This window comes from Rhodanobacter ginsengiterrae (assembly GCF_050026815.1).
Lineage (GTDB): Bacteria > Pseudomonadota > Gammaproteobacteria > Xanthomonadales > Rhodanobacteraceae > Rhodanobacter > Rhodanobacter ginsengiterrae.
This window is the reverse complement of record NZ_JALBWO010000051.1, coordinates 1-21,171: the sequence shown is the minus strand read 5'-3', so window position 1 is coordinate 21,171 and position 21,171 is coordinate 1. Positions and strand designations below refer to the sequence as shown.

The following is a 21,171-nucleotide window of genomic DNA, read 5'->3' as shown; positions in this document are numbered from 1 at the left end:
GACAAACCGGCCGCGCCATCGCAGCATTGAAAAGATCCGCGACTGACAGCATTAGAGCTGTCACTTGGCTGCGCTGGTGCAGCCGTTCCCAGGAGTCCAACCCGTGGCCCGCAGCAAACCCCTGAACCTCTATCGCAACATCGGCATCATCGCGCACATCGATGCGGGCAAGACCACCACCACCGAGCGGGTGCTGTATTACACCGGCAAGAAGCACCAGATCATCGACGTGCACGACACCAAGGACGGCAAGGGCTCCACCACCACCGACTACATGGAGCAGGAGCGCAAGCGCGGCATCACGATCCAGTCCGCGGCGGTATCTGCCGTGTGGAAGGGGCACCAGATCAACGTGATCGACACGCCGGGGCACGTCGACTTCACCATCGAGGTGAACCGCTCGCTGCGCGTGCTCGATGGCGCAGTGGTGGTGTTCGACGGCGTTGCCGGGGTGGAGCCGCAGACCGAGACCAACTGGCGCCTGGCCGACCAGTACAAGGTGCCGCGGATCTGCTACGTCAACAAGATGGACCGCATCGGCGCCAACTTCGCGCACTGCGTGAAGGGCATCCGCGAGCGCCTGGGCGCGAACGCCCTGCTGTGCCAGGTGCCGCTGGGCAGCAGCGACGAATTCGTCGGCATGGCCGACCTGGTCGCCGGCGTGGGCTACATCTGGGCCTCCGACGACAAGGACAGCGTGTGGGAAAGCGTGCCGCTGGAGCAGCTGAAGGATCGCCTGAAGTTCGACTCCGATGCGGACAACCAGTGGATCGCCGACCTGCCGAAGCTGCGCCAGGACCTGCTGGAAAGCTCGCTGGCGCTGGACGACGACGCCTTCGAGCGACTGCTCGACACCGGCGAGTTCGACCCGGCTTTGCTCAAGCAGTGCATCCGCCGCGGCACTGTCACCGGCGAGCTGGTGCCGGTGCTGTGCGGCTCGTCGTACAAGAACAAGGGCGTGCAGCAGCTGCTGGACGCGGTGGTCGATTACCTGCCCTACCCGGGCGAGAACGGCGGCATCGCGATGGTCGACGAGGACGGCAACGTCATCGGCGAGCAGGCGGTGACCGACGACGCGCCGGCGCGCGCGCTGGCGTTCAAGGTGATCAACGACCAGTTCGGCACGCTCACCTTCTGCCGCATCTACTCCGGCGTGATCAAGAAGGGCGACACCCTGCTCAACGTCACCCGCGGCAAGAAGGAGCGGGTGGGGCGCATCGTCGAGGTGCAGGCCGACGACACCAAGGAAATCGACGAGGTGCGCGCCGGCGACATCTGCGCCTTCGTCTCGATGAAGGACACCGAGACCGGTGACTCGCTCAGCGATCCGGCGCACCCGGCCCTGCTCGAGCGCATGCGCTTCCCCGATCCGGTGATCAGCGTGTCGGTGGAGCCGAAGAGCCGCAACGACGTCGACAAGCTGTCCACCGCGCTCTACAAGATGGTCAAGGCCGACCCGTCGCTGCGCATGGAAGTGGACCAGGAAACCGGCCAGACCGTGCTCAAGGGCATGGGCGAGCTGCACCTGGAAATCACCATCGACCGCATGCGCACCGAGCTGGGCGTGGAAGCCAGCATGGGCAAGCCGCGGGTCAGCTTCCGCGAGGCGTTCGGCCAGACCGTCGAGCACACCTACACGCACAAGAAGCAGACCGGCGGCTCCGGCCAGTTCGCCGAAGTCACGATGATCTTCGAGCCGGGCGAGGCGGGCTCTGGCGTGATCTTCGCCGACGATGTGGTCGGTGGCCGCGTGCCGCGCGAGTACATCCCCGCGGTCGAGCACTCGGTCAAGGCCGAGTCGAAGGAAGGCCAGGTCGCCGGCTACGAGGTGGTCGACTTCAAGGCACGCCTGATCGACGGCAAGTACCACGACGTCGACTCGTCCGCGCTGGCCTTCGAGATCGCCACCCGCCAGTGCTTCCGCGAAGCGCAGCGGCTGAGCAAGCCGAAATTGCTGGAACCGATCATGAGCCTGGAAGTGGTCACCGAGGCCACCTACCTGGGCGACGTCATCGGCGACATCAACCGCCGTCGCGGCACCATCACCGACCAGGGCCAGAAAGGCACCTCGGCCTTCGTGCAGGGCTTCGTGCCGCTGTCGGAGATGTTCGGCTACATCAACTTCCTGCGCTCGGCCACCAGCGGCCGCGGCAACTTCTCGATGATCTTCGATCATTACCAGGAAGTGCCCGCCAGCATGGTCGACAAGCTGATGGAGAAGGAAGCGAAGTAGCCGCAGGCGAAACACGTCAGCGCGGTGCCCGGGTGCCGCGCTGACGTTCATTGCCAGGCATTGATGCAGACCCGGGGCAGGCGCCCCGGTCTGTCTGCGGACGCCATCCGGATCGACCACGCCGGCGAGGCACGCGGCCGGACCGGCTGGCCACCGCCGGTTCCCGGATTTTTACGGCAATTTTATGCCTTTGCCCCGCGGCGCTACCCCTTTGTTACGGCTCGATGCGCAGACTGCACGGTTGAGTCTTTCCAGGTAGCGCACATGTCATCCATCGCCGTTCACCCACTCGTACCGGCAGCGGCAAAGTCGTCGCCAGGAGTCTTGCCACATGGGCAATGATCCGCAAAAGCGCCGCCTCGCCGCGCTGGCCCTCGGCGCCGTGGGCGTGGTTTACGGCGACATCGGCACCAGCCCGCTGTACACGCTGAAGGAAGTGTTCGGCCCGCACGGTGTGCCGGCCAGCCCGGCCAATGTGCTGGGCGCGCTGAGCCTGGTGTTCTGGTCGCTGATCATCGTGGTGTCGATCAAATATCTGCTGTTCATCATGCGCGCCGACAACCGCGGCGAAGGCGGCATCATGGCCTTGCTGGCGCTGGCCCAGCGCAGCTCTCGCCACGTGCCGCACCTGCGCATGATCCTGATCGTGCTGGGCCTGTTCGGTGCCGCGCTGTTCTATGGCGACGGCGTGATCACGCCGGCGATCTCGGTGCTGTCGGCAGTCGAGGGCCTGAAGGTGGCTGCGCCAGGGCTTGAGCCCTGGGTGGTGCCGCTCACCATCGGCGTGATCATCGGCCTGTTCTGGCTGCAGAAGCACGGCACCCAGCGGATCGGCGCGGTGTTCGGCCCGGTCTGCGTGATCTGGTTTCTCGGCATCGCCGGCCTGGGCGTGCTGGGCATTGCCCGCAATCCGCTGGTGCTGCGGGCGCTGTACCCGAGCTATGGCCTGGAATTCTTCCTGCGCAACCACGCCGAGGCATTCTTCGCCCTGGGCGCAGTGGTGCTTGCCGTGACCGGCACCGAGGCGCTGTACGCGGACATGGGCCACTTCGGCAAGCGACCGATCCGGCTGGCGTGGTTCTATTTCGTGCTGCCGGCGCTGGTACTGAATTACTTCGGCCAGGGCGCACAGATCCTGCACGATCCGGCCGCGGTGGCCAACCCGTTCTATCACCTGGTGCCGCGCGCCATGCTGTACCCGATGATCGCGCTGGCCACCGCGGCCACCGTGATTGCCTCGCAGGCGGTGATCTCCGGCGCATTCTCGATGACGCGCGAGGCGATGCAACTGGGCTACATGCCGCGCATGCGGGTGGTGCATACCTCGGCGGACATGGCCGGGCAGATCTTCGTGCCGTGGATCAACCGGATCCTGCTGCTGCTGATCGTGGCGGCCGTGCTCGGCTTCCGGTCGTCCGATAACCTGGGCGCCGCCTATGGCATCGCGGTCACCGGCACCATGGTCGTCACCACCTTGCTGGCCCTGGTGGTGGCGCGCTACCAGTGGCGCTGGCGCCTGCCCGCCGTGATCGCCACCGGTGGCGGCCTGCTCACCGTGGATCTTGCCTTCTTCAGTGCCAACCTGATCAAGGTGGAACACGGCGGCTGGTTCCCGCTGGCACTGGGCCTGTGCGTGTTCGTGATCATGACCACCTGGCGCCGCGGTCGCGAACTGGTGGTGCGCGAAATCCAGCAGGGCGGCGTGGCGCTGGCGCCGTTCATCCGCAACCTGGCGGATCATCCGGTGCTGCGCGTGCCGGGCACGGCGGTGTTCCTCACCGCCAACACCGAGTCGGCGCCCAGTTCGCTGTTGCACAACCTCAAGCACAACCGGGTGCTGCACGAGCGCAACGTGCTGCTTACCGTGGAGACGCTGGACACACCCCATGCCGAACCCGCCGAATGGTTCGCATGGACGGAACTGGACGAAGGGTTTCTTCGACTGCGGCTGCGCTTCGGCTTCGGCGAGGACCCGGACGTGCCGCTGCGGCTGGCCCAGTGCAGCCACGCCGGCCTGTTGTTCGACATGATGTCGACCACCTTCTTCCTTTCGCGCGAGCACGTGGTGGCCGGTCGGCATGGTGGCGGCATGGCGGCCTGGCGCGACCAGCTGTTCGCGTTCCTGGCGCACAACGCGCTGTCTGCCGCCGCGTTCTTCCAGATACCCGGCAACCGCCGCATCGAGCTGGGATCAGAGGTGGAGATATGACGCGACGCCCGCCACCCAGCCATGGCCCGAGACCATCGCTGCATGCGTAACCCGGCCCGGTCACGGCCATCGGCCGGGCGGCTTCCCGCAACGCGGCGCCAGGCGTGATCTCGCAGTGACTCCGGGCAGGCAGCTGCCGCGCTACATCTCGATCTCTTCGCCGCCAAGATCGGTGATCATCCGCTCGGCCTGCCGCACCAGTACCTGTGCCGATTCCTTGTATCGGTTCGCGATCTCACGGATGCCATCGGCGCTGCCGAGGAACGCATCGACCACATCCGGATCGAAATGCGTTCCGCGTCCTTCGCGGATCACCTGCACCGCCTGCTCATGCGATATCGCCTGCTTGTACACGCGCTTGCTGATCAGTGCGTCGTATACGTCCGCCACCGCCATCAGCCTTGCCGAAATGGGAATTTCATCTCCCTTCAAGCCTTGCGGGTAGCCGCTGCCATCCCACCATTCCTGGTGACTGTAGGCGATTTCCTTGGCAAAGCGCAGGAAGCCGATCTCCTCGCCCACGGCGAGTTCGGCGTTGGCGATGGCGTCGCCTCCCAGCGTGGTGTGCATCTTCATGATTTCGTATTCGTCCGGCGTCAGCTTTCCCGCCTTGAGCAGAATCCGGTCGGGAATGCCGATCTTGCCGATGTCGTGCAGCGGTGCCGACTTGTACAGCAGGTCGATCGTGGCCTCCGTCAGGAAGGTGGCGAAACGCGGGTGGCGGACCAGCTTCTTGGCCAGCAGCTTCACGTAATTCTGGGTGCGCAGAATGTGGTTGCCGGTATCGTTGTCGCGGGTTTCGGCCAGCGACGCCAGGGCGCGGATCGTCACCTCCTGGATCATGGTGACTTCCCGTGTACGCCGCTGCACCTCGCGCTCCAGAAACTCGCTCTTGTACTTGAGGAAGTCACGCGCCGCCTTGAGCTGCAGATGGTTGCGCACGCGCGCCTGCACCAGCGGCGGGCTGATCGGCTTGGTGATGTAGTCGACCGCGCCCAGCTCCAGGCCGCGACGTTCGTCCTCGACCGAGCTCATCGCTGTCAGAAAAATCACCGGGATTTCGCGGGTGCGCGCGTCCGCCCGCAACTGCCGCAGCACCTCGTAGCCATCCATCTCCGGCATCATGATGTCGAGCAGGATGAGATCCGGCGGCGTTTGCGCCTGCGCCAGCTGCAGCCCGCGTGCACCGCCAGGCGCGACCCTCACCTTGAACTCCCCGCGCAGCACCTCGCTGATCAGGGCGAGATTTTCCGCGGTGTCGTCGATGACCAGCACGACCTCCTGAGTTTCCGATTCGCTCATTGCCCGTCTCCGTATCGTGGTGGCTGCATGCCCTGAGCCAGTTCAAACATACACCTGATGGTCCCGGGCAAAAAACTTCTGCCCGGGGTGCTATTCCGAAAGCGCATCGAGCGCTGCCAGCGCCGCATCGAAATCGAAGGCCGCTATGGCGTGCGCCACCTTCTGCAAACCGGGCGAGCGCGACGCGCCCCCGGTGAGCCGGAGGACTTCGCCGATCACCTCGGTGGCGTCGGTGTCGCCGTCGGCCAGCAAGACCCGCAAGCGCTGGATCAGCGTCTGCAGATGTTCCGGGTCCATGCTGGCCGGCACGTTGAACGCCGCTTGTTCATGCGTGGTCAATACCGCCAGCCCGGCCAGGACCGTATCCAGTTCGACGCAGGTGCGGCGCAACAGATCTACGATTCGATCGCGGCCGGCGCCTTCGATGCAGGCAAGTTCCAGCGCGGCCGCGGAGGTCTCCAGCGCGCGCGCGCCCAGGGTGCCGGCCAGACCTTTCAGCGTATGCGCCGCACGCTGCTGAGCTGCCGCATCGCCCTGCTCCGACGCCTGCAGGAAGCGCGCCTCGAAGTCGCCCTGGCCATCGCGAAACATCGTCAGCAGGCGCGTGTACAGCGGCAGGTTGCCCATCGCCGAGGCTAGACCGGCCTTGGCATCGATGCCGGGCAACGGTGGCAGCAGGCTGGCCGCCAGACCGGTAACGGTCGACGACAGGCCTCCCTCCGCCGACATCGCGCTCGCCCTGGCGGCGTCGGACGACGATGCGGCCGGCCTGATCCACTTTGCCAGCGTCGCCAGCATCTCGGCGACATGCAGCGGCTTGGCAATATGATCGATCATGCCCGCATCGATGACCTTTTCGCGGTCGCCGATCATCGCGTTGGCGGTCATCGCGATGATCGGCAATCCCGCCAGCGCAGGCTGAGCCCGAATGGCCCGGGCGGCCTCGTAGCCATCCATCACCGGCATCTGGCAGTCCATCAGCACGCCGTCGAAGCGGCTGTCCCGGGCCAGTATGTCCAGCGCTTCCTGGCCGTGACCGGCAACCACCACCTGCAGGCCGGCCTGGGTAAGGATTTCCTCGGCCAGTTCCTGGTTGACGTCGTTGTCCTCCACCAGCAACACGCGCGCGCCGTGCAGCCGACGCAACGCCTCGTTGTTGCGTTCGGTCTTGCGATGGACGCGGGAGTCGACCACCCTGCCCTTGCCCAGCGCCTCGACCACCGCGTCGAACAACGACGAGAAGGTCACCGGCTTGGTCAGCACGGCATTGACCCGGACGCCGCTTTCCGCCGCTACCGCCAGTGCTTCGTCGCGACCATGGGCGGTCACCATGATCACCGCGGGAAAGGCGGTCATTGCCGGATATTCCTGGAGACGGCGAATGGCTTCCACGCCGTCCATCGTCGGCATTTTCCAATCCATCAGCACCACGTCGTAGGGATGACCACCGGCCGCGGCCGCGGCCTCGGCAATCATCACCAGTGCCTGGCCGCCACCGCTGGCGGTATCGACATCCACCCCGAACTCGGCGGCTATCGTCGCCAGGATCTCGCGTGCCACCGGGTTGTCGTCAACGACCAGCAAACGCAGTCCATTGAGATCGTCGGCATACAGCTCGTGGCGAACCGAAGGCGTGACCTGCACGCCCAGCAAGGCATGAAAGTGAAAGGTCGAGCCCTGGCCGGGCACGCTATCGACCCACATCTCTCCACCCATCAGGCCGACCAGCTTGCGCGAAATGGCCAGACCCAGACCGCTGCCGCCGTATTTGCGCGTGGTCGAACTGTCGGCCTGGGAGAAGGACCGGAACAGGCCCGCCACCTGTTCGCTGGTCATGCCTATCCCTGAATCGCGCACCTGGAAATGCAGCTTGACCTGATCACCGGTCAAGGCAACTCTCTCGACGCCGACCACGACCGCGCCTTTCTCGGTGAACTTGACGGCGTTGTTGCCCAGGTTGATCAACACCTGTCCGAGCCGCAGCGGATCGCCGACCAGCGCGGTCGGCACGTCCGGGGCGATGTCGAACAGCAACTCCAGCTCCTGCTGCTCGGCTTTCAGGCCGACGAGGTTGGCAAGGTTGTCCATCACGTCTTCCAGACGGAAGTCGATCGATTCCATCGCCATCTTGCCCGCCTCGATCTTCGAGAAGTCGAGGATGTCGTTGATGACCCCAAGCAAGTTCTCGGCGGCGCGATGGACTTTCTCGATGTAGTTGCGCTGACGTCGATCCAGCGCGGTCTGCAGGGCGAGGTAGGACATGCCGATGATCGCGTTCATCGGCGTACGTATTTCATGACTCATGTTGGCCAGGAAATCGCTCTTCGCGCGGGTCGCTTCCTCGGCAATGTCCCTGGCCCGCAGCACCTCGCCCTGGACGCGCTTGCGCTCGGTAACGTCGACCATCCAGCCGATGATGCCGTCCTCGCCATCAAACGACAGCGGAACGTAGGTGCCCTGCATGTCGCGGATGCTGCCGTCGCGGACGTACAAGTGGGTTTCGGCGTTCCTGGCCGATCCATCGCGGCGGATGATCTCCATCAGGTCATCGCGTTCGCGCAAGTCTGCATACTGGGGACGCCAGTCATCGCCCGGACCCAGGCCAAAGGTCTTGATGAACTGCGGATTGGCGAACTTGATCTTCCCGTCCACCGAAAAGTCGATGTTGATCGGGCTGGTGTCGAGGATCATCTGCAAACGCTGGCTTTCGCCAGCAAGCTTGACGGTCTGCTCGCCCACCTTCGCCTCGAGTTCGTCGGCAAAGCGCCTGAGCGCCTCGCGCGCGCGGACCTCGGTGGTGTTGTCCACGCCTACGGTGGCCACGCCGATCGGCGCCTTCTCACCCGATACCTCGATGGGGAACCGCACCAGCTGGTGGTGTCTGGTCTGGCCGTCGCCGCCGGTGAAGCTGATATCAAATCGCCTGGGCGCGCGCTCCCGCAGTACCTCTTCACGTTGCTGGTCGCGTTGCACCCGGTATTCCGACTCTGTGGTCTCGTAGCCGGATGCATCGACCACGACACCGACCTGCGGCGCGATCGCATCGAAGCGCGCATTGGTCTGGACGTATCTTCCGTCGGCCGCCTGGATGCACATGTAGGCGGGCGCATTGCTGAAGAAGCTGGCGAGTCGGGCTTCGCTGCGCTGCATGTCGCGACGCAAGCGTGCGTCGCGGAAAGACAGCAGCAGCAACAGGGTCACCGCGATCGCCCCCAGGGCATACACCCAGAACGCGGCGAATCGGGACGGGCGGTAAGCCTCGGACTCGTCGATTTCCACGATCAAGCCCAGGTTCATGCCTTGCAGCCATCGGCCCGCACCCACCACCGGTTCCCGGCGGTAGTCCAGGTAGTTGTCCATGAACCAGCTCTGGTCGCCCTTCGAGGCCAGTACCGCCGACGCCAACTTCGTCGGTGGATCGCTGTTCAGTGGCAACGGCAGCTTGCCCGCTGCCGCGGCATGGCCGGACGGGACGCGCGCGTACAACCGGCTGACATCGCGACCGTGCGGTGTCAGCGCGTTTCCTTCGAAAGCGGCTTCGAAGCGGCTCGGCGTGCGCAGACGCGCACCGCGATCAATCAGCATCGCCTCGCCGGTCTTGCCTTGCCAACTTGCAGCAAGCAAGGGAAACAGCAAGGTGCGCGGGTTGGACCCGATGCAGAAGTAGCCCAGCACCTGCGGCCCGTCGGCCACCGTGCGGCAGGCCAGTTGCACGAAGTCGCGGCTGCCCTGCGCCAACGCCTGGGGTGACATCTTGGTCGCGCGGAACGGCACCGAAACGGCGTAGCCGTCGGCGTCGAGCCTGGGCAGCATCGCGCTCAGCACGTGCGACGTGTCCCCGACATGCACCGGGTCATCGGCGGCGAGGATCACGCCGGCGGGACTGTACAGCACGTAGATCCTGAAGCCGTAGCGGGTCTGCTGCGAACCAGCCCAGGCGGCAAGCTTCGAACGCGCCGCGGCATCCCCCGGGGTCAGCGAGAGCGTCCGCGTGAGCTTGATCAACTGCGGCTCTTTCACGATGGCCGCGGTGGTGTCGATCTGGTTCCGGTACAGCACCTGCAGCAGATCGGCCGCGGCACCGAGGCTGGCCTCGAGCTGGGATTGCACAGACTCACGGTCCAGTACGCGGATTCGATTGGCCGCCACGACGCTGAACAGCACGATGATGATCGCGCTTGACGCTGCAACAAACGGCAGCCAGTTGCGAAACGTGCTGACGCGATTGCCGCGTCCGTGAACGAGCGAGATCAGGCCCCGGACAAACTTCATTTGTTGCGCAACCCGGCGCAAGGAGCTGACCCGGCGTTCACTGCGCGCGCCGTGCCAGGCAGGTCGGGCCGCATCGCAGCGGCGCCACCGAGGGTTGCGCGCGTCATCGCGAGCTGCCAATCCACAAGGATCGGGGCAATCTTTCCTTGCAGCCTCGGACGCATCAGGGCCTCCCCCGCAACACAACAGAAAAATCGCATACCAGATGCTTTTACACCGGATCTGTACCCCAGCTTCATATACAGGTCGTGCATGCGCCATGAAAGTCGGTCGCGTACGCGAGTTCCTCACCACATCGAACGGCTCACCTCGCGGCGATCCATCACCGGCCGTCGGCCAGGCCTCGACCCACGCCACGGCCGAGCAAGGCGCGTGAACGGGATCCGCCCTGCTTCCGCCACCGCTGCCGCTTCGGCAACCTCGCCGCCGGCATGCTGGCAACGTTCAGGGCGCCGCCGCAAGCTCAGGCCGACAAGTGCTCGTACAGGATCGCCGCGCCCACGCCGATCAGGATGACGCCACCGATCACTTCGGCGCGACGGCCGACCATCGCGCCGAGCACGCGGCCGAGCATGATGCCCAGGGTGACCATGCTGAAGGTGCACAGGCCGATCACCACCGCCACCACGGCAATCGGGATGTCGACGAAGGCCAGCCCCACGCCGACCGCCAGCGCGTCGATGCTGGTGGACAGCCCGGTAATCGCGAGGCCGAGGAAGCCGTGCTTCTTCGCCGCGTCGACCGGCTCGTCCGTCTCCGGCTTCACGCCGTTCCAGATCATGTGCAGGCCCAGCACCAGCAGCAGGCCGAAGGCGACCCAGTGGTCCCAGGCTTCGATATAGCGCGAGGCGCCCTTGCCCAGCAGCCAGCCGAGCACCGGCGTGATCGCCTCGATCACGCCGAAGATCAGGCCGGCGCGCAAGGCCTGAACCAGTCGCGGACGGTCCATGGCGGCACCCTTGCCGATCGCCGCCGCAAACGCGTCGGTGGACATGGCAAAGCCGAGCAACAGGATGGAAACAGGATTCATGCGTGGTCTCGAACGACGGGGCTGGACGCAACGGCGCGACGACGCGCCCCATCGCTGTGGCGTCGTCAGCCGTTGGTCTCGCCAACCGGGATCGGTGTCTTCGCCACGGCAGACGTGCCGAGCATGTTGACGAAGACGCCTCGTCGCAACGAGGCAGGCTACTCCCCAAGGGGTATCGCGCTGCCGGCATCGCCAGCAGCACGGCGGCAAGGTTAGCACGGCGGGCCGGATGCAGACGAACGACCCGCCGCGCATACTCGGGCATCGCTCAGCACATGCCCAGGGGACCTCGAATGAGAACAGCACGCGCGCTCGCCTCCGCCACGGCGGCCAGCCTGGCCTTCTGCACCGGCATCGGACTGGCGCATGCAGACACGACGCCCCGCAGCAGCGCCGACGCCCTGCCCGCCACCATGGCCATGCTGAAACACGCCATCAGCATCCCCACCGTCGAAGGCCAGCACCAGGTGCCGGTACTGGCCGCCTATCTCGCCGAAAAATTGAAAGCCGGCGGCTTCGACGCCAGCGATGTCGAGATCATCCCGGTCGGCGAAACCGCCGCGCTGGTGGCGCGCTACCGCGGCACGGGGGCAGGCAAGCCGATCCTGCTGTCCGGGCACATGGACGTGGTGGCGGCGAAGCGCAAGGACTGGACGCGTGACCCGTTCACCCTGATCAACGAGAACGGCTACCTCTACGGCCGCGGCAGCGCCGACATGAAGACCGCGGTGGTGGTGCTGGTCGAAACCCTGATCCGGCTCAAGCGCGAAGGCTTCCAACCCAGCCACGACCTGATCCTGTTGTTGTCCGGCGACGAAGAAACCGCGATGGCCTCCACCCGCGAGCTGGTGAAGCGCTACCACGACGCCGAATTCCTGCTCAACGCCGATGCCGGCGGCGGCACGCTCGACCCCGCCAGCGGCAAGCCGGTGCTGTACGAAATCCAGGCCGCCGAAAAGACCTATGCGGATTTCCAGATCAGCCTGACCTCGGCCGGCGGCCACTCCAGCGAACCCAACAACGACAACGCGATCTACCGGCTCGCGCGCATCCTCGACCGCGTCGCCGCCTACCCGTTTCCGCCCCAAAGCAACGAGATCACCCGCGCCTCGCTACGCGCGCTGGGCGCCCACACCCCCGGCCCGCTCGGCGCAGCAATGACCCGCTTCGCCGCCCACCCCGACGATGCCGCAGCCGCCGCCACCATCTCCGCCGATCCCGCCTACGTCGGCCAGATCCGCACCACCTGCGTGGCGACCATGCTCAACGGCGGCCACGCCCTCAACGCCCTGCCGCAAAGCGCCAGCGTCAATATCAACTGCCGCATCTTCCCCGGCACCCCGGTCAGCAGCGTGCGCAACACGCTGGTCAAGGTGATCGACGACAAGTCCGCAACCGTCACCGTGCTGCCGCCACCTCCGGTCGACAGCCCCGCCTCACCGCTGCGCCAGGACGTCATCGCCGCCGTCACCGCCGCCGTCCATGCCCGCTACCCCGGCGTGGAAATCGTCCCCGGCATGTCCGCCGGCGCCTCCGACAGCATGTACTTCCGCAACGCCGGCGTCCCCAGCTACGGCATCGATGCCAGCTTCACCAAACCCGACGACACCTTTGCGCATGGGCTCAATGAGAAGTTGCCGGCGTCGGAGGTCGAGGCTGGGTTGGAGTTCTGGCATCGGGTGTTGGTGGAGTTGGGGAGGTGAGGTTGATAGCCATGCGAGCGGACCGCTCGCCGGTGGCTCACTTCAGTAGCGGCATCAGGGATGTTGTTGGTGTGTTATCACATCGCTGCGCAACTGGACCATCGCCCGAGTACGGCACAAGGTGAGCTGTTGGAATGTAGGCATCGTCGCCACTTCTTGACATACTCGCAACACAACCGGGCAAGCCGGCAATTTCGCCAAGGGAAGGCACTCACCATCGCAAGCACCTGGCGAATCGGCTCGTTTCAGCGATGGGTTGGAAGGGACTCATGACCAAGAATGTTGCACCGACGAACTTGCACCTGGTCGTAGCAGACTCCGCTGATCGGATATTGGACCTCACGGTCTATGCAAATGAGATCACGGGATCTGGAGATGCGAACGCCTACGAGATGCGGAACATGCTCCTTGAGGCGCGGCGCAAGGCTCGTGTCCGTTACAAACACGGAATGACTTTGCCAGCTACCGCCGAAAAGCTTCGGGTGGATGCGGAGCGCAAGGTGAGGCACTCGCGGACACTGGCAAGGAATATCAAGAATGCCACAGGTATCGAGCGACACAAGGAAGCCGACGCCCACCACATAGTCGCGTGGCTGGATCACCGTGCCCAGCGCTCACGAGACCTGCTTTTTGGCTGGAACATAGGCATAAACGACGCCGACAACGGTGTATATCTCCCCAAGAAATGGTCTTCGAAGGTTCCTGGACTAGAAGGCGCCACCGCTCACGAACCGATTCATACCAACCCGTATCATTTTGCAGTTCTGGCGCGCCTTGCAGACGTGAAGGGACAGGCCTCGGAAAGCGGGCGTTCGGTGCTGCGTGAAATCAAGAGCGAGATTCTCAAGAATGAATTCATCTACTGACGGATCGCACATGAAAGTCTGGGAGTTCAGGAACGGCGCATTGAATGACTTTGCCATGCTGGTCCATGCGAACGAGTCCGAACGTATTGCCGAGATCTTCGATGTCAACGGCAATCCATTCGACTGGAGGGTTCGACCGCACGCAACTGTATTTGTTGAACCTCGAAGGAAAAGGGCAAAACCTCGCGCCGACATCAGTGCGCTTAGTCCAGGAGCACTTGTACTCAACGCCAAGGCCAAAGCTGCAATAGGCGAGTTCCTCTCGAAATTTGGTCAACTGCTCGAACTGGAAGTCGATGGCCATTTGGAGTGGTTCTACAACGTCACCCACGTCATCGATTGCATCGATCTGCAAAGCTCGACCCTGCGAGCCAGTGGAACCATCGCCAAGGAGCAATTTTTCGCGAACAGCGTTCCCTTCGACCCGGTGATCTTCAAGGATCCGCGAACCGCACGCACGCGGATATACGTCAACCAGGCAGCGAAAGAGCTGCTGGAAGAGCAGATGACATCGGCCGGGATATCCGGTGCGGAATTTGCGGAACCTGGCCCACCTCCACCGCGTCCCCGACCCACCGGCTGATCCGGCGACAACAGACGATGCATCGAGCCCGACAGAGAAACCAGCGGCGTCACAGGATCACGTTGCGCAATGCCACTGCACTCTGAAAACATCGGTGCACCGTCCTTTCATTCGAGCCACTACGAGCCCGAGCCACAGGGCCAGGTCAAGGTTTGCAGCACCCATCGCAGCGGCAGAAGGCAATCGATGCTACAAAACCGGACCTGACCCTGTGCTTCCCGTGCTTCACAAGGGACCGACCATGACCGCAGCGATAGGCAAGAAAGCAGGCGCACTGCTTCTGGGATACTTCCTGCTTTCCGGCACGCCGGCTCAGGAAGCCGTCAAGGTGAGGCCGATTTCAAGCACCTACGGTATCTGTCTCCGCGGAATGGACGATTTCAGCATCAGACTCGACAGCCCCGTGGATGTCGAGTTTGCAAGCCTTGTCTACAAACGTCAGGTCGTAGGGCAGTTCGAACTCACCATTCTCGGGCCGGATCATCAGATACCCGCCAATGAAGTCGAGCACTGGCGCCATGACGAAGTGATCCTGGTGCGGAAAAAGAATGGCTACATCGCAGTGAAGCGAAACGGCTCAAGCGCGGCGTACCCCAATGTCTACGTCTCTCTTTCCTTGGGTACGGACTTGCCACGCTCCGTCAGCGCGGCATCCGTCATGCATGCGCTGGTGGCCTGCAAGTTCAAGGCTCCTGCGAGTTTCCAATCCCCACCAAAGATCAATTCGATGGTTGATGTTCGCTCCTGATGCCGACACAGCCAGGACATGGGAACGCAAACACACTATCAAGGAACGATGGCCAATTCACTTCAAGCGGTGACAAGTGAACCTGACCCCGATATCGCGCCGGCGTCGGAAGTCGAGGCCGGGTTGGAGTTTTGGCATCGGGTGTTGGTGCAGTTGGCGAAGTGAGGCAGATGGTGGAGCTGGCGTCATGCCGACTCCCGAACCAGGTCAGCTGCTGGAACAGCTGAACCCGACTCCGTTTCCATGGCGCGGCATGCAACCAGTCACCACCCCCGTGGCCGGGTTCATTGAAGTTATCATCGGATGATATATAGTCATGTCAAAGGAAGACGCAGGACTGGAAACGCTGCTGTTGCTCAACGGCGAGATCTACGATCAGGGCAACGGATACTGGATCAAGATCGAGGCGTGGCGCATCGAGGCGAACGAGCATGTGCCACACGGCATACGCTACGCGCTGACCTTGCATGATCGCTACGGCACGCGATTACTCGGTTTCGACAACGCGCATGCCGTCAAGCCACCGAAGCGCAAGCGCTATGCAGGTCGGCGTATGGCCTACGACCACCGCCATCGTCACGTCAGCGACAAAGGCGTGCCGTACGAATTCACCAGCCCGCAGCAACTGCTGGAGGATTTCTTCAACGAAGTAGACCGCGTACTTGAGGAAACGAAGTCATGAAAAAACTGGTCATCGGCATCGCCCCCCAAGAAGCCATCCGCGCCCGCGCACTGGCCATTGCGCGTGGCGACCATCAGCCCCGCCCCAACGAGCCGAAGATCTGGTTCACCTCCATGCGCTCGTTGGCCGAAGTATTGTCCGACGACAACCGCGCGTTGCTGCGTGTCATCAGGGAACAGAAGCCCGAATCACTGAGCCAGCTCGCCGAGTTCACCGGACGCGCGCCCAGCAATCTTTCGCGGACGCTCAAGACGATGGAACGCTACGGCCTGGTCGAGATGCGCCGCACGTTGCGTAACGTGCAGCCTGTCGCCACGGCCAGCGCATTTGTGATTCAGGCGGCGTGAGGTCGACGATTTAAATGAACTTGACCTCTTTATTTCTAGGGGCTGCTGGAACCGGGCTGGCAGGCGAGTTAGGTGCGGCCACTGGCTCGATATGACCGTAATTCAGGCATCGCGCGAAGCCAGTCCAGTGCCTCGTCTATATCCAGATTGGAGCTGGCATAGCTTTGCCGCAACAGGTGCGGTGAAAGCAATCCGTCCCATTTTTGGCGGACCAGATTGCTTGCTTTCGCGAGCAGCTCGTCCACAGGTACGGCGGGCTCCGAACCGATGTCCCCCAGCAAGTCTTCGATCTCATCGAGGCTACGGCCAGCGCGCTGGATCTCGACCCCCAGCCGGCCGATAGATGCCTGCACGCCGCGCGACATCAGTACGCAAGCAATGGCCTCGTTGGCCGCGTCACCCAGCCAGGTCAGCAGGATCGCTTGGCTTCCCTGATCCAGCAGCAAACGATCGGCCAAGGCCATCGTAGCGAACGCCTCGCGACCTTCGCCCAGGAAGCGCTGTGCCGTTGGGTCCAGGAAGGGCAGCGCGTCGTGTGCAACATAGATATCGCGCATGCGCTGCCGTACTTTGGTATGTACACGCCCGCCGCCTCCATTGAACAGCGGAGGAGCGCCGCCTTTGGCGGGCGCAACATGGATCGTCTTGTGTTCTTCATCAATGACTTCAATGATCCAAGTGCGCCCCCCGAACAGAATGCGCTGGCCGGGCGTCATCATTTGCGAGACGGGGAGCGTTCCCAATGCCTTTCCGCCGGAAACGATGCGAAACTCCTCGTCGCTGGAGAATGCCGCGTAGAAGGAATAGTGATTGACGATTTTGTCGCCGATGCGGCCGTGGAGCAGCAGACCTGAGTGATCCTGCGTCAGGATTTCCTCTTGTCCCAGGGTACGCAGCAGCTCGGCAAAGACGTCTTTGGACACTCGTTCGAATGGACCGGGTGGGGCGCAAAGAAGGCGGAACGCCTGAGCCGCCTGGAGACCGCCATATTGCGCGATGGAAGACAGGAGCTGCTGCACCAGCGTGGAGTAGTGCGCCCCATGCACAGCAGGCGGCTCGAACCAGTTTTCCAGCAAAAGCGAGATGACGGCTGAGGTCTGCACCGTGTCCAGTCGAAGCCGCGCTTCCAGGCCAGTCTTCTCGTCCAGGGCGTCCTCGATGACATAGCCGCGCAGGATTGCAGGTTCGCCCTCGCGTCGGCCGGAACGACCCAGTCGTTGTCGCAGACTTGCAACGGACGGTGGCGTGCCGATTTGCACCACGCTTTTGACCGCACCGATATCGATGCCCAGCTCCAATGTGCTTGTGCAAACGGCAGTTGCCGCGCGCTCACGCTGTTTAAGCGCAGCTTCGGTTTCGTAGCGGATTTCCTTCGACAGGTTACCGTGATGCGGCCAGAACTCCTTGGGGACTTGGGCCTGCTCACACAGCTCATTCAAAAGATGCGTGTAGCGTTCAACCTCCCGACGACTGTTCGGGAAAACGAGGTTGTTGGAGCCGCGCAAGGTTTTGAACATGTGCTGGGCGATTGCCAGCGGTGCACGCTCCGTTTCCGGATCGTTCTTGCTGCCCGTTCCGTTCGCGGCCGTGGGCTCTTCAAACCCTTTGACCAAGATCAGCAACTGACCCCCAGTCGATGGCGCATCGACCATCGCCACGGGGCGGTCGGGTCGCAGGAACTGGGCCGCCAAGCCCATGTCACCCAGCGTGGCGGAGAGTCCAATGCGAGGCACCGTGCGTCCCAGTGCGACTTCGATGCGGTGCATCAGCGCCTGTAGTTGCTTCCCGCGTTCCGTGCCTATGAACGCGTGAAGTTCATCGATGACGAAGAAGGTCATCTGCTTGAACAGGGCGGCAATGCTGGTGCCACGGTTGCATAACGTGGCTTCCAAGGACTCCGGCGTGATCAAGAGCACGCCAGTCGGCTTTTGCACGAACTTCCGCTTGGAAGTCGAGGTGATATCCCCGTGCCACGGCCAGACGGGCACGTCCAAGTTCTCACAGAGGCGATCCAGGCGTCCGAACTGGTCGTTGATCAGCGCTTTCAGCGGGCTGATGTAGACGATCAAGCCCTCTTCTGGCCGGCCGAGCAGATGGGTCAATGCAGGCAGGAAAGCGGCCTCGGTTTTCCCCGAGGCCGTGCTGGCTGCCAAGATGACATCCTGGTTGCCTGGCAGGATTAGCGGGATGGCTTGTTCCTGTACCTCGCGCAGCGCACCCCAACCTTCGGCCCACAGGTAGCGTTGTATCCGAGGGTCCAGTTGCAGGAAGGCCTGGGAAGCTGCCATCAGAGTTTGAAGGAGGCCAGCTCGTCTTCGGAGTCCACGGCCACATCATTCGTGCCGCCTTCATCAGCTTCCACTCGGACCTCGTCGATCAGGCTTTTCCAGTCGGTGCCAGGGTTCTGTTCCAGGATGGCCAAGAGGTTGATGAAGGAAGTGATCGTGGTGCGTGGCGTGCGGAAGAAGCTGTCGCCGATGCGATTGGCGCAGTGCTCCATGAAACTCGCGATCGCCGGATCGGGAAGCAGGTACCGGGCGGAGTCCCCGGCAGCGTATACGTGGCGGATCTTCCCCAAGAGCAGATAGAAGTCTTCCATCGTCAAGCTCGAAAGGCGCAACACGGGGCCTGAGAAGTCGACCAGCTCATTGGTCGCGAAAGCGTTCTGGGCAAGCCGACTTTGGAGTGCCGAGTAGCTGTAAATCCCGCGGCGCGTATCCATCAGGAACTCAGGTGTGCCGCCCAGAACGAACCCGAGGCCCACGGCTGTACCCTGCAAGGAGTCGTTGAGCATGCGTAGGATCTGCTCGTAGTTGGAGTTGCGCGCTTGCGAGTTGGCAAGCTTGTAAAGGTTGACCATTTCATCCAGACACACGAACAGTCCCGCGTATCCAGCCAAGCGCACGAACCTGGCCATGAGTTTCAGCTGATCGTAGATCGATGCGTCATCGACGATCGTACGAACACCCAGTGCCGCGCGCGCGTCGGTCCGGGTCACGAACTCACCGCGCAACCAACGGACGGCATCTGATTTCAGCTGCTCGTTTCCTTCCTCGACGCCGCGGCAGTAGGCCGCGATGACATCGGCAAAGTCATAACCGTTGACGAGCTCGGTCAGCTGTTCCAGCTTCGACCGGATGACCTGTTCGGTGGACACGCTCTGCGCTTTGGCTTCGGACTTGGCCGTGGCGATGAACTTTTCGACCACGCCGGACAAGGCGCCACCCTCCGGTTTGGTTCGCGTGGCCAAGTTGCGCATGAGCTCGGCATACAGCGACCGTGCCTGCCCACCGGACGCGTGCAGGCGTCGATCGGGATTGAGGTCGGCGTTGGCCACGACAAGCTTGCGCTCCATGGCGATGGCGCGAATCAGATTGAGAAAGAAGGTCTTGCCCGCACCATATTCGCCGATGACGAAGCGGAACGATGAGCCGCCGTCGGCAACGCGGTCGATGTCCGCGACCAACGCTTCGATCTCCCGGCCTCGAGCGACCTGGATCAGGTGTTGACCTGCGCGGGGCACGACGCCGGCACGCAGGGATTGGATAACGGCATCGCGATCCTTGGGGCGAATGGCAGCATTCATGCTTCGACCTTCTCAAGTAGTTGGGTGTTCACTGAAATCGGGTCCTCGCCTTCGAACAGTGGCTCGTCGAATGCCTCGAAGGCCGCCTCGTTGATCTGTTCCATCGCACCGTCGAGCATCAGATCCAAGTCCGCGGCGGCGTCCTCCAGCTCGGCGCGCGTCCACTCGGGCCGCGACAGCAGCAAGCGCAGCAGAGCGGAATGATCCTCGTCCAGGCCCAGCGGTGAACCGGCTTCGCCGTCGAGCTCCGGTTCCGGAGTGCGAGCCGCAAGCGCGCGCGTACTGTCCGCTTCCTCGGTGAATATCTTCGAAAGCAGCGCAGAGACCCGCACTGTATCCTCTTGCAACGCCGCGATACGCTCAGCATCCAGACGGAAGCCCGGCTTCTTAGCCTGGTCAGTGGATACAGGTGTGCCGCCGGAGCCAGCGGCGTGGATGTCGCTGAAGACGCGCTTGGGTTCTACGCCGAGAGCCTTGTAGACCTTTTCCAGGAACTTCACTTCATCGGGCGAGACGAGGCCGTCGGCCTGGGCCAGCGTCGCCATGAAGGCGGCAAGCATCTCGCGCGCTGCGGTGGGCAACGGCTCCAACTTCTTTTTCAGCGCCGCCAGGTTCATTGGCGAGGCGGTCAACCATTGGAGATGCGCGTGCAGCCTGCGGCGCTCGGCGAGAGTGAGGTGCGCCCATCCTTCGATTTCCGCCCGCAGATGTGCGACCTCCCGATCATGGAAGTCTCCATCGGCCTGGGCCACGGCCGAAGCCAACTGCAGCGTCAACGCAGCCGCTTGATACTCGGCACGCGAACCCACATCCGAGTCCATGAGCGGTTGAGCGAACAAGACGATCGTGTCCTGTTCGCCCGGCGTCTTGGCACCACCGAGGACATGCGGTTCCATTCCAATCTCGGCGCCTTCAAGTGCCCGCGCCAGGCCCCGCGCGCGATCGCGATTTACAACTTGATTGGCACCGCCCAACAGCGCAAGAAGTTCCTTCAGCGGCAACGACAGTCGGCCTTCGCACATCTGTGCGGTCAGCGCCTGCAGCTTTGCCTGCGTGGCATCGGGCCAGAGGGTGGCAGGCAACAGCAAAAGTCCTTCCAGTGCTCCGGCTGCCTCAGGATCCTTTCCGACGAGGCGGCTGTAGGAACCAAGTTCGTCCGTGCACTGGTTCGCGATCTCCATCAGCTTCCTGATGGGCGCGGTCAAGGCAGTGACGTCCGGAACATCCCCGAACGCCATCGTGACATTGGCACCACGCAGCCCCGCCGAGGCGGGTTGGTAGACGAACTTGAGCTTGGTACGGTTTTTCGGAAGCACTAGGCCAGGACCGAGGACTTCGTAATAGCGCTGAGCGAACAGACGCTCGAACTCGTTGGGGCAACGGGTGGCTGCGGTGCGTAGGTAGCATTCCGGACTCAAACGGACCCAAGCCAGCGCGAGGTGCGCGGGAAGCGGAGCGCGATCGACGGCAGCTTGGCCGAGAGGGGTTCACCCCCGATTTCACGGACACTTACGAGAAGGCCGATGCGGCCGATGAGGAGTGTTCATGTCGAAGCGAAGAAAATTCAGCAGCGAGTTCAAGCGTGGCGCGGTTGAACAAGCTAATCAGCC

General features: G+C 63.3%; 14 protein-coding genes and 1 riboswitch. Of the genes, 8 read left to right on the top strand and 6 right to left on the bottom strand.

Translation table 11 applies throughout. From position 1 onward, the window contains the following. The first annotated feature begins 103 nt into the window (after positions 1 to 103). Together fusA and ACQGNJ_RS07060 are read left to right on the top strand one after the other, a co-directional pair. A complete protein-coding gene (gene fusA / locus ACQGNJ_RS07065; protein ID WP_426688529.1) occupies positions 104 to 2,233 on the top strand; it encodes an elongation factor G in 2,130 nt (709 codons plus the stop codon). Between the two features lie 331 nt (positions 2,234 to 2,564). Next, entirely contained in the window at positions 2,565 to 4,442 is a 1,878-nt protein-coding gene (locus ACQGNJ_RS07060) for a potassium transporter Kup (RefSeq protein WP_426688528.1), read from the top strand. A 141-nt stretch (positions 4,443 to 4,583) separates the two neighbouring features. On the opposite strand, the gene ACQGNJ_RS07055 is transcribed toward ACQGNJ_RS07060, so the two are convergent. The 3 genes from ACQGNJ_RS07055 to ACQGNJ_RS07045 form a co-directional block, all read right to left on the bottom strand. Next, the gene (locus tag ACQGNJ_RS07055; RefSeq protein ID WP_426688527.1) at positions 4,584 to 5,744 is read right to left on the bottom strand and encodes an HD domain-containing phosphohydrolase; all 1,161 of its coding nucleotides are present in this window, start codon (positions 5,742 to 5,744) and stop codon (positions 4,584 to 4,586) included. A gap of 90 nt (positions 5,745 to 5,834) precedes the next feature. Beyond that, on the bottom strand, positions 5,835 to 10,016 hold the full coding sequence (locus tag ACQGNJ_RS07050; protein WP_426688526.1) for a hybrid sensor histidine kinase/response regulator: 4,182 nt from the start codon (positions 10,014 to 10,016) through the stop codon (positions 5,835 to 5,837). Positions 10,017 to 10,479: 463 nt separating this feature from the next. Beyond that, positions 10,480 to 11,046 (bottom strand): manganese efflux pump MntP, encoded by a 567-nt coding sequence (locus tag ACQGNJ_RS07045; RefSeq protein WP_426688525.1) that lies wholly within the window; start codon positions 11,044 to 11,046, stop codon positions 10,480 to 10,482. A gap of 11 nt (positions 11,047 to 11,057) precedes the next feature. Further along, positions 11,058 to 11,220, bottom strand: a riboswitch (yybP-ykoY riboswitch). Between the two features lie 119 nt (positions 11,221 to 11,339). Between ACQGNJ_RS07045 and ACQGNJ_RS07040 the strand changes: the two genes are divergently transcribed. From ACQGNJ_RS07040 to ACQGNJ_RS07015, 6 genes are all read left to right on the top strand, one after another. After that, positions 11,340 to 12,749, top strand: coding sequence for a M20/M25/M40 family metallo-hydrolase (locus ACQGNJ_RS07040; protein ID WP_426688524.1), 1,410 nt, complete (start codon positions 11,340 to 11,342; stop codon positions 12,747 to 12,749). A gap of 269 nt (positions 12,750 to 13,018) precedes the next feature. Next, on the top strand, positions 13,019 to 13,615 hold the full coding sequence (locus tag ACQGNJ_RS07035; RefSeq protein ID WP_426688523.1) for an AHH domain-containing protein: 597 nt from the start codon (positions 13,019 to 13,021) through the stop codon (positions 13,613 to 13,615). 10 nt (positions 13,616 to 13,625) lie between these two features. Beyond that, a complete protein-coding gene (locus ACQGNJ_RS07030; protein WP_426688522.1) occupies positions 13,626 to 14,198 on the top strand; it encodes a hypothetical protein in 573 nt (190 codons plus the stop codon). A 241-nt stretch (positions 14,199 to 14,439) separates the two neighbouring features. Further along, on the top strand, positions 14,440 to 14,946 hold the full coding sequence (locus tag ACQGNJ_RS07025; RefSeq protein WP_426688521.1) for a hypothetical protein: 507 nt from the start codon (positions 14,440 to 14,442) through the stop codon (positions 14,944 to 14,946). 316 nt (positions 14,947 to 15,262) lie between these two features. Further along, the gene (locus tag ACQGNJ_RS07020; RefSeq protein ID WP_426688520.1) at positions 15,263 to 15,628 is read left to right on the top strand and encodes a toxin-antitoxin system TumE family protein; all 366 of its coding nucleotides are present in this window, start codon (positions 15,263 to 15,265) and stop codon (positions 15,626 to 15,628) included. Then, positions 15,625 to 15,975, top strand: a complete 351-nt coding sequence (locus tag ACQGNJ_RS07015) for an HVO_A0114 family putative DNA-binding protein (protein ID WP_426688519.1) — start codon at positions 15,625 to 15,627, stop codon at positions 15,973 to 15,975. Before ACQGNJ_RS07020 ends, ACQGNJ_RS07015 begins: the two co-directional genes overlap by 4 nt. Positions 15,976 to 16,043: 68 nt before the next feature. On the opposite strand, the gene ACQGNJ_RS07010 is transcribed toward ACQGNJ_RS07015, so the two are convergent. The 3 genes from ACQGNJ_RS07010 to ACQGNJ_RS07000 are packed head-to-tail and all read right to left on the bottom strand — an operon-like array spanning position 16,044 to position 20,877. Further along, the gene (locus ACQGNJ_RS07010) at positions 16,044 to 18,263 is read right to left on the bottom strand and encodes a DEAD/DEAH box helicase (protein ID WP_426688518.1); all 2,220 of its coding nucleotides are present in this window, start codon (positions 18,261 to 18,263) and stop codon (positions 16,044 to 16,046) included. After that, positions 18,263 to 19,561 carry an ATP-binding protein gene (locus ACQGNJ_RS07005; RefSeq protein WP_426688517.1) on the bottom strand — a complete coding sequence of 433 codons (1,299 nt, stop codon included), beginning with the start codon at positions 19,559 to 19,561 and terminating at the stop codon, positions 18,263 to 18,265. Before ACQGNJ_RS07005 ends, ACQGNJ_RS07010 begins: the two co-directional genes overlap by 1 nt. Beyond that, positions 19,558 to 20,877, bottom strand: a complete 1,320-nt coding sequence (locus ACQGNJ_RS07000; protein ID WP_426688516.1) for a tellurite resistance TerB family protein — start codon at positions 20,875 to 20,877, stop codon at positions 19,558 to 19,560. The genes ACQGNJ_RS07005 and ACQGNJ_RS07000 overlap by 4 nt, the downstream gene beginning before the upstream one ends. Positions 20,878 to 21,171: the final 294 nt, after the last annotated feature.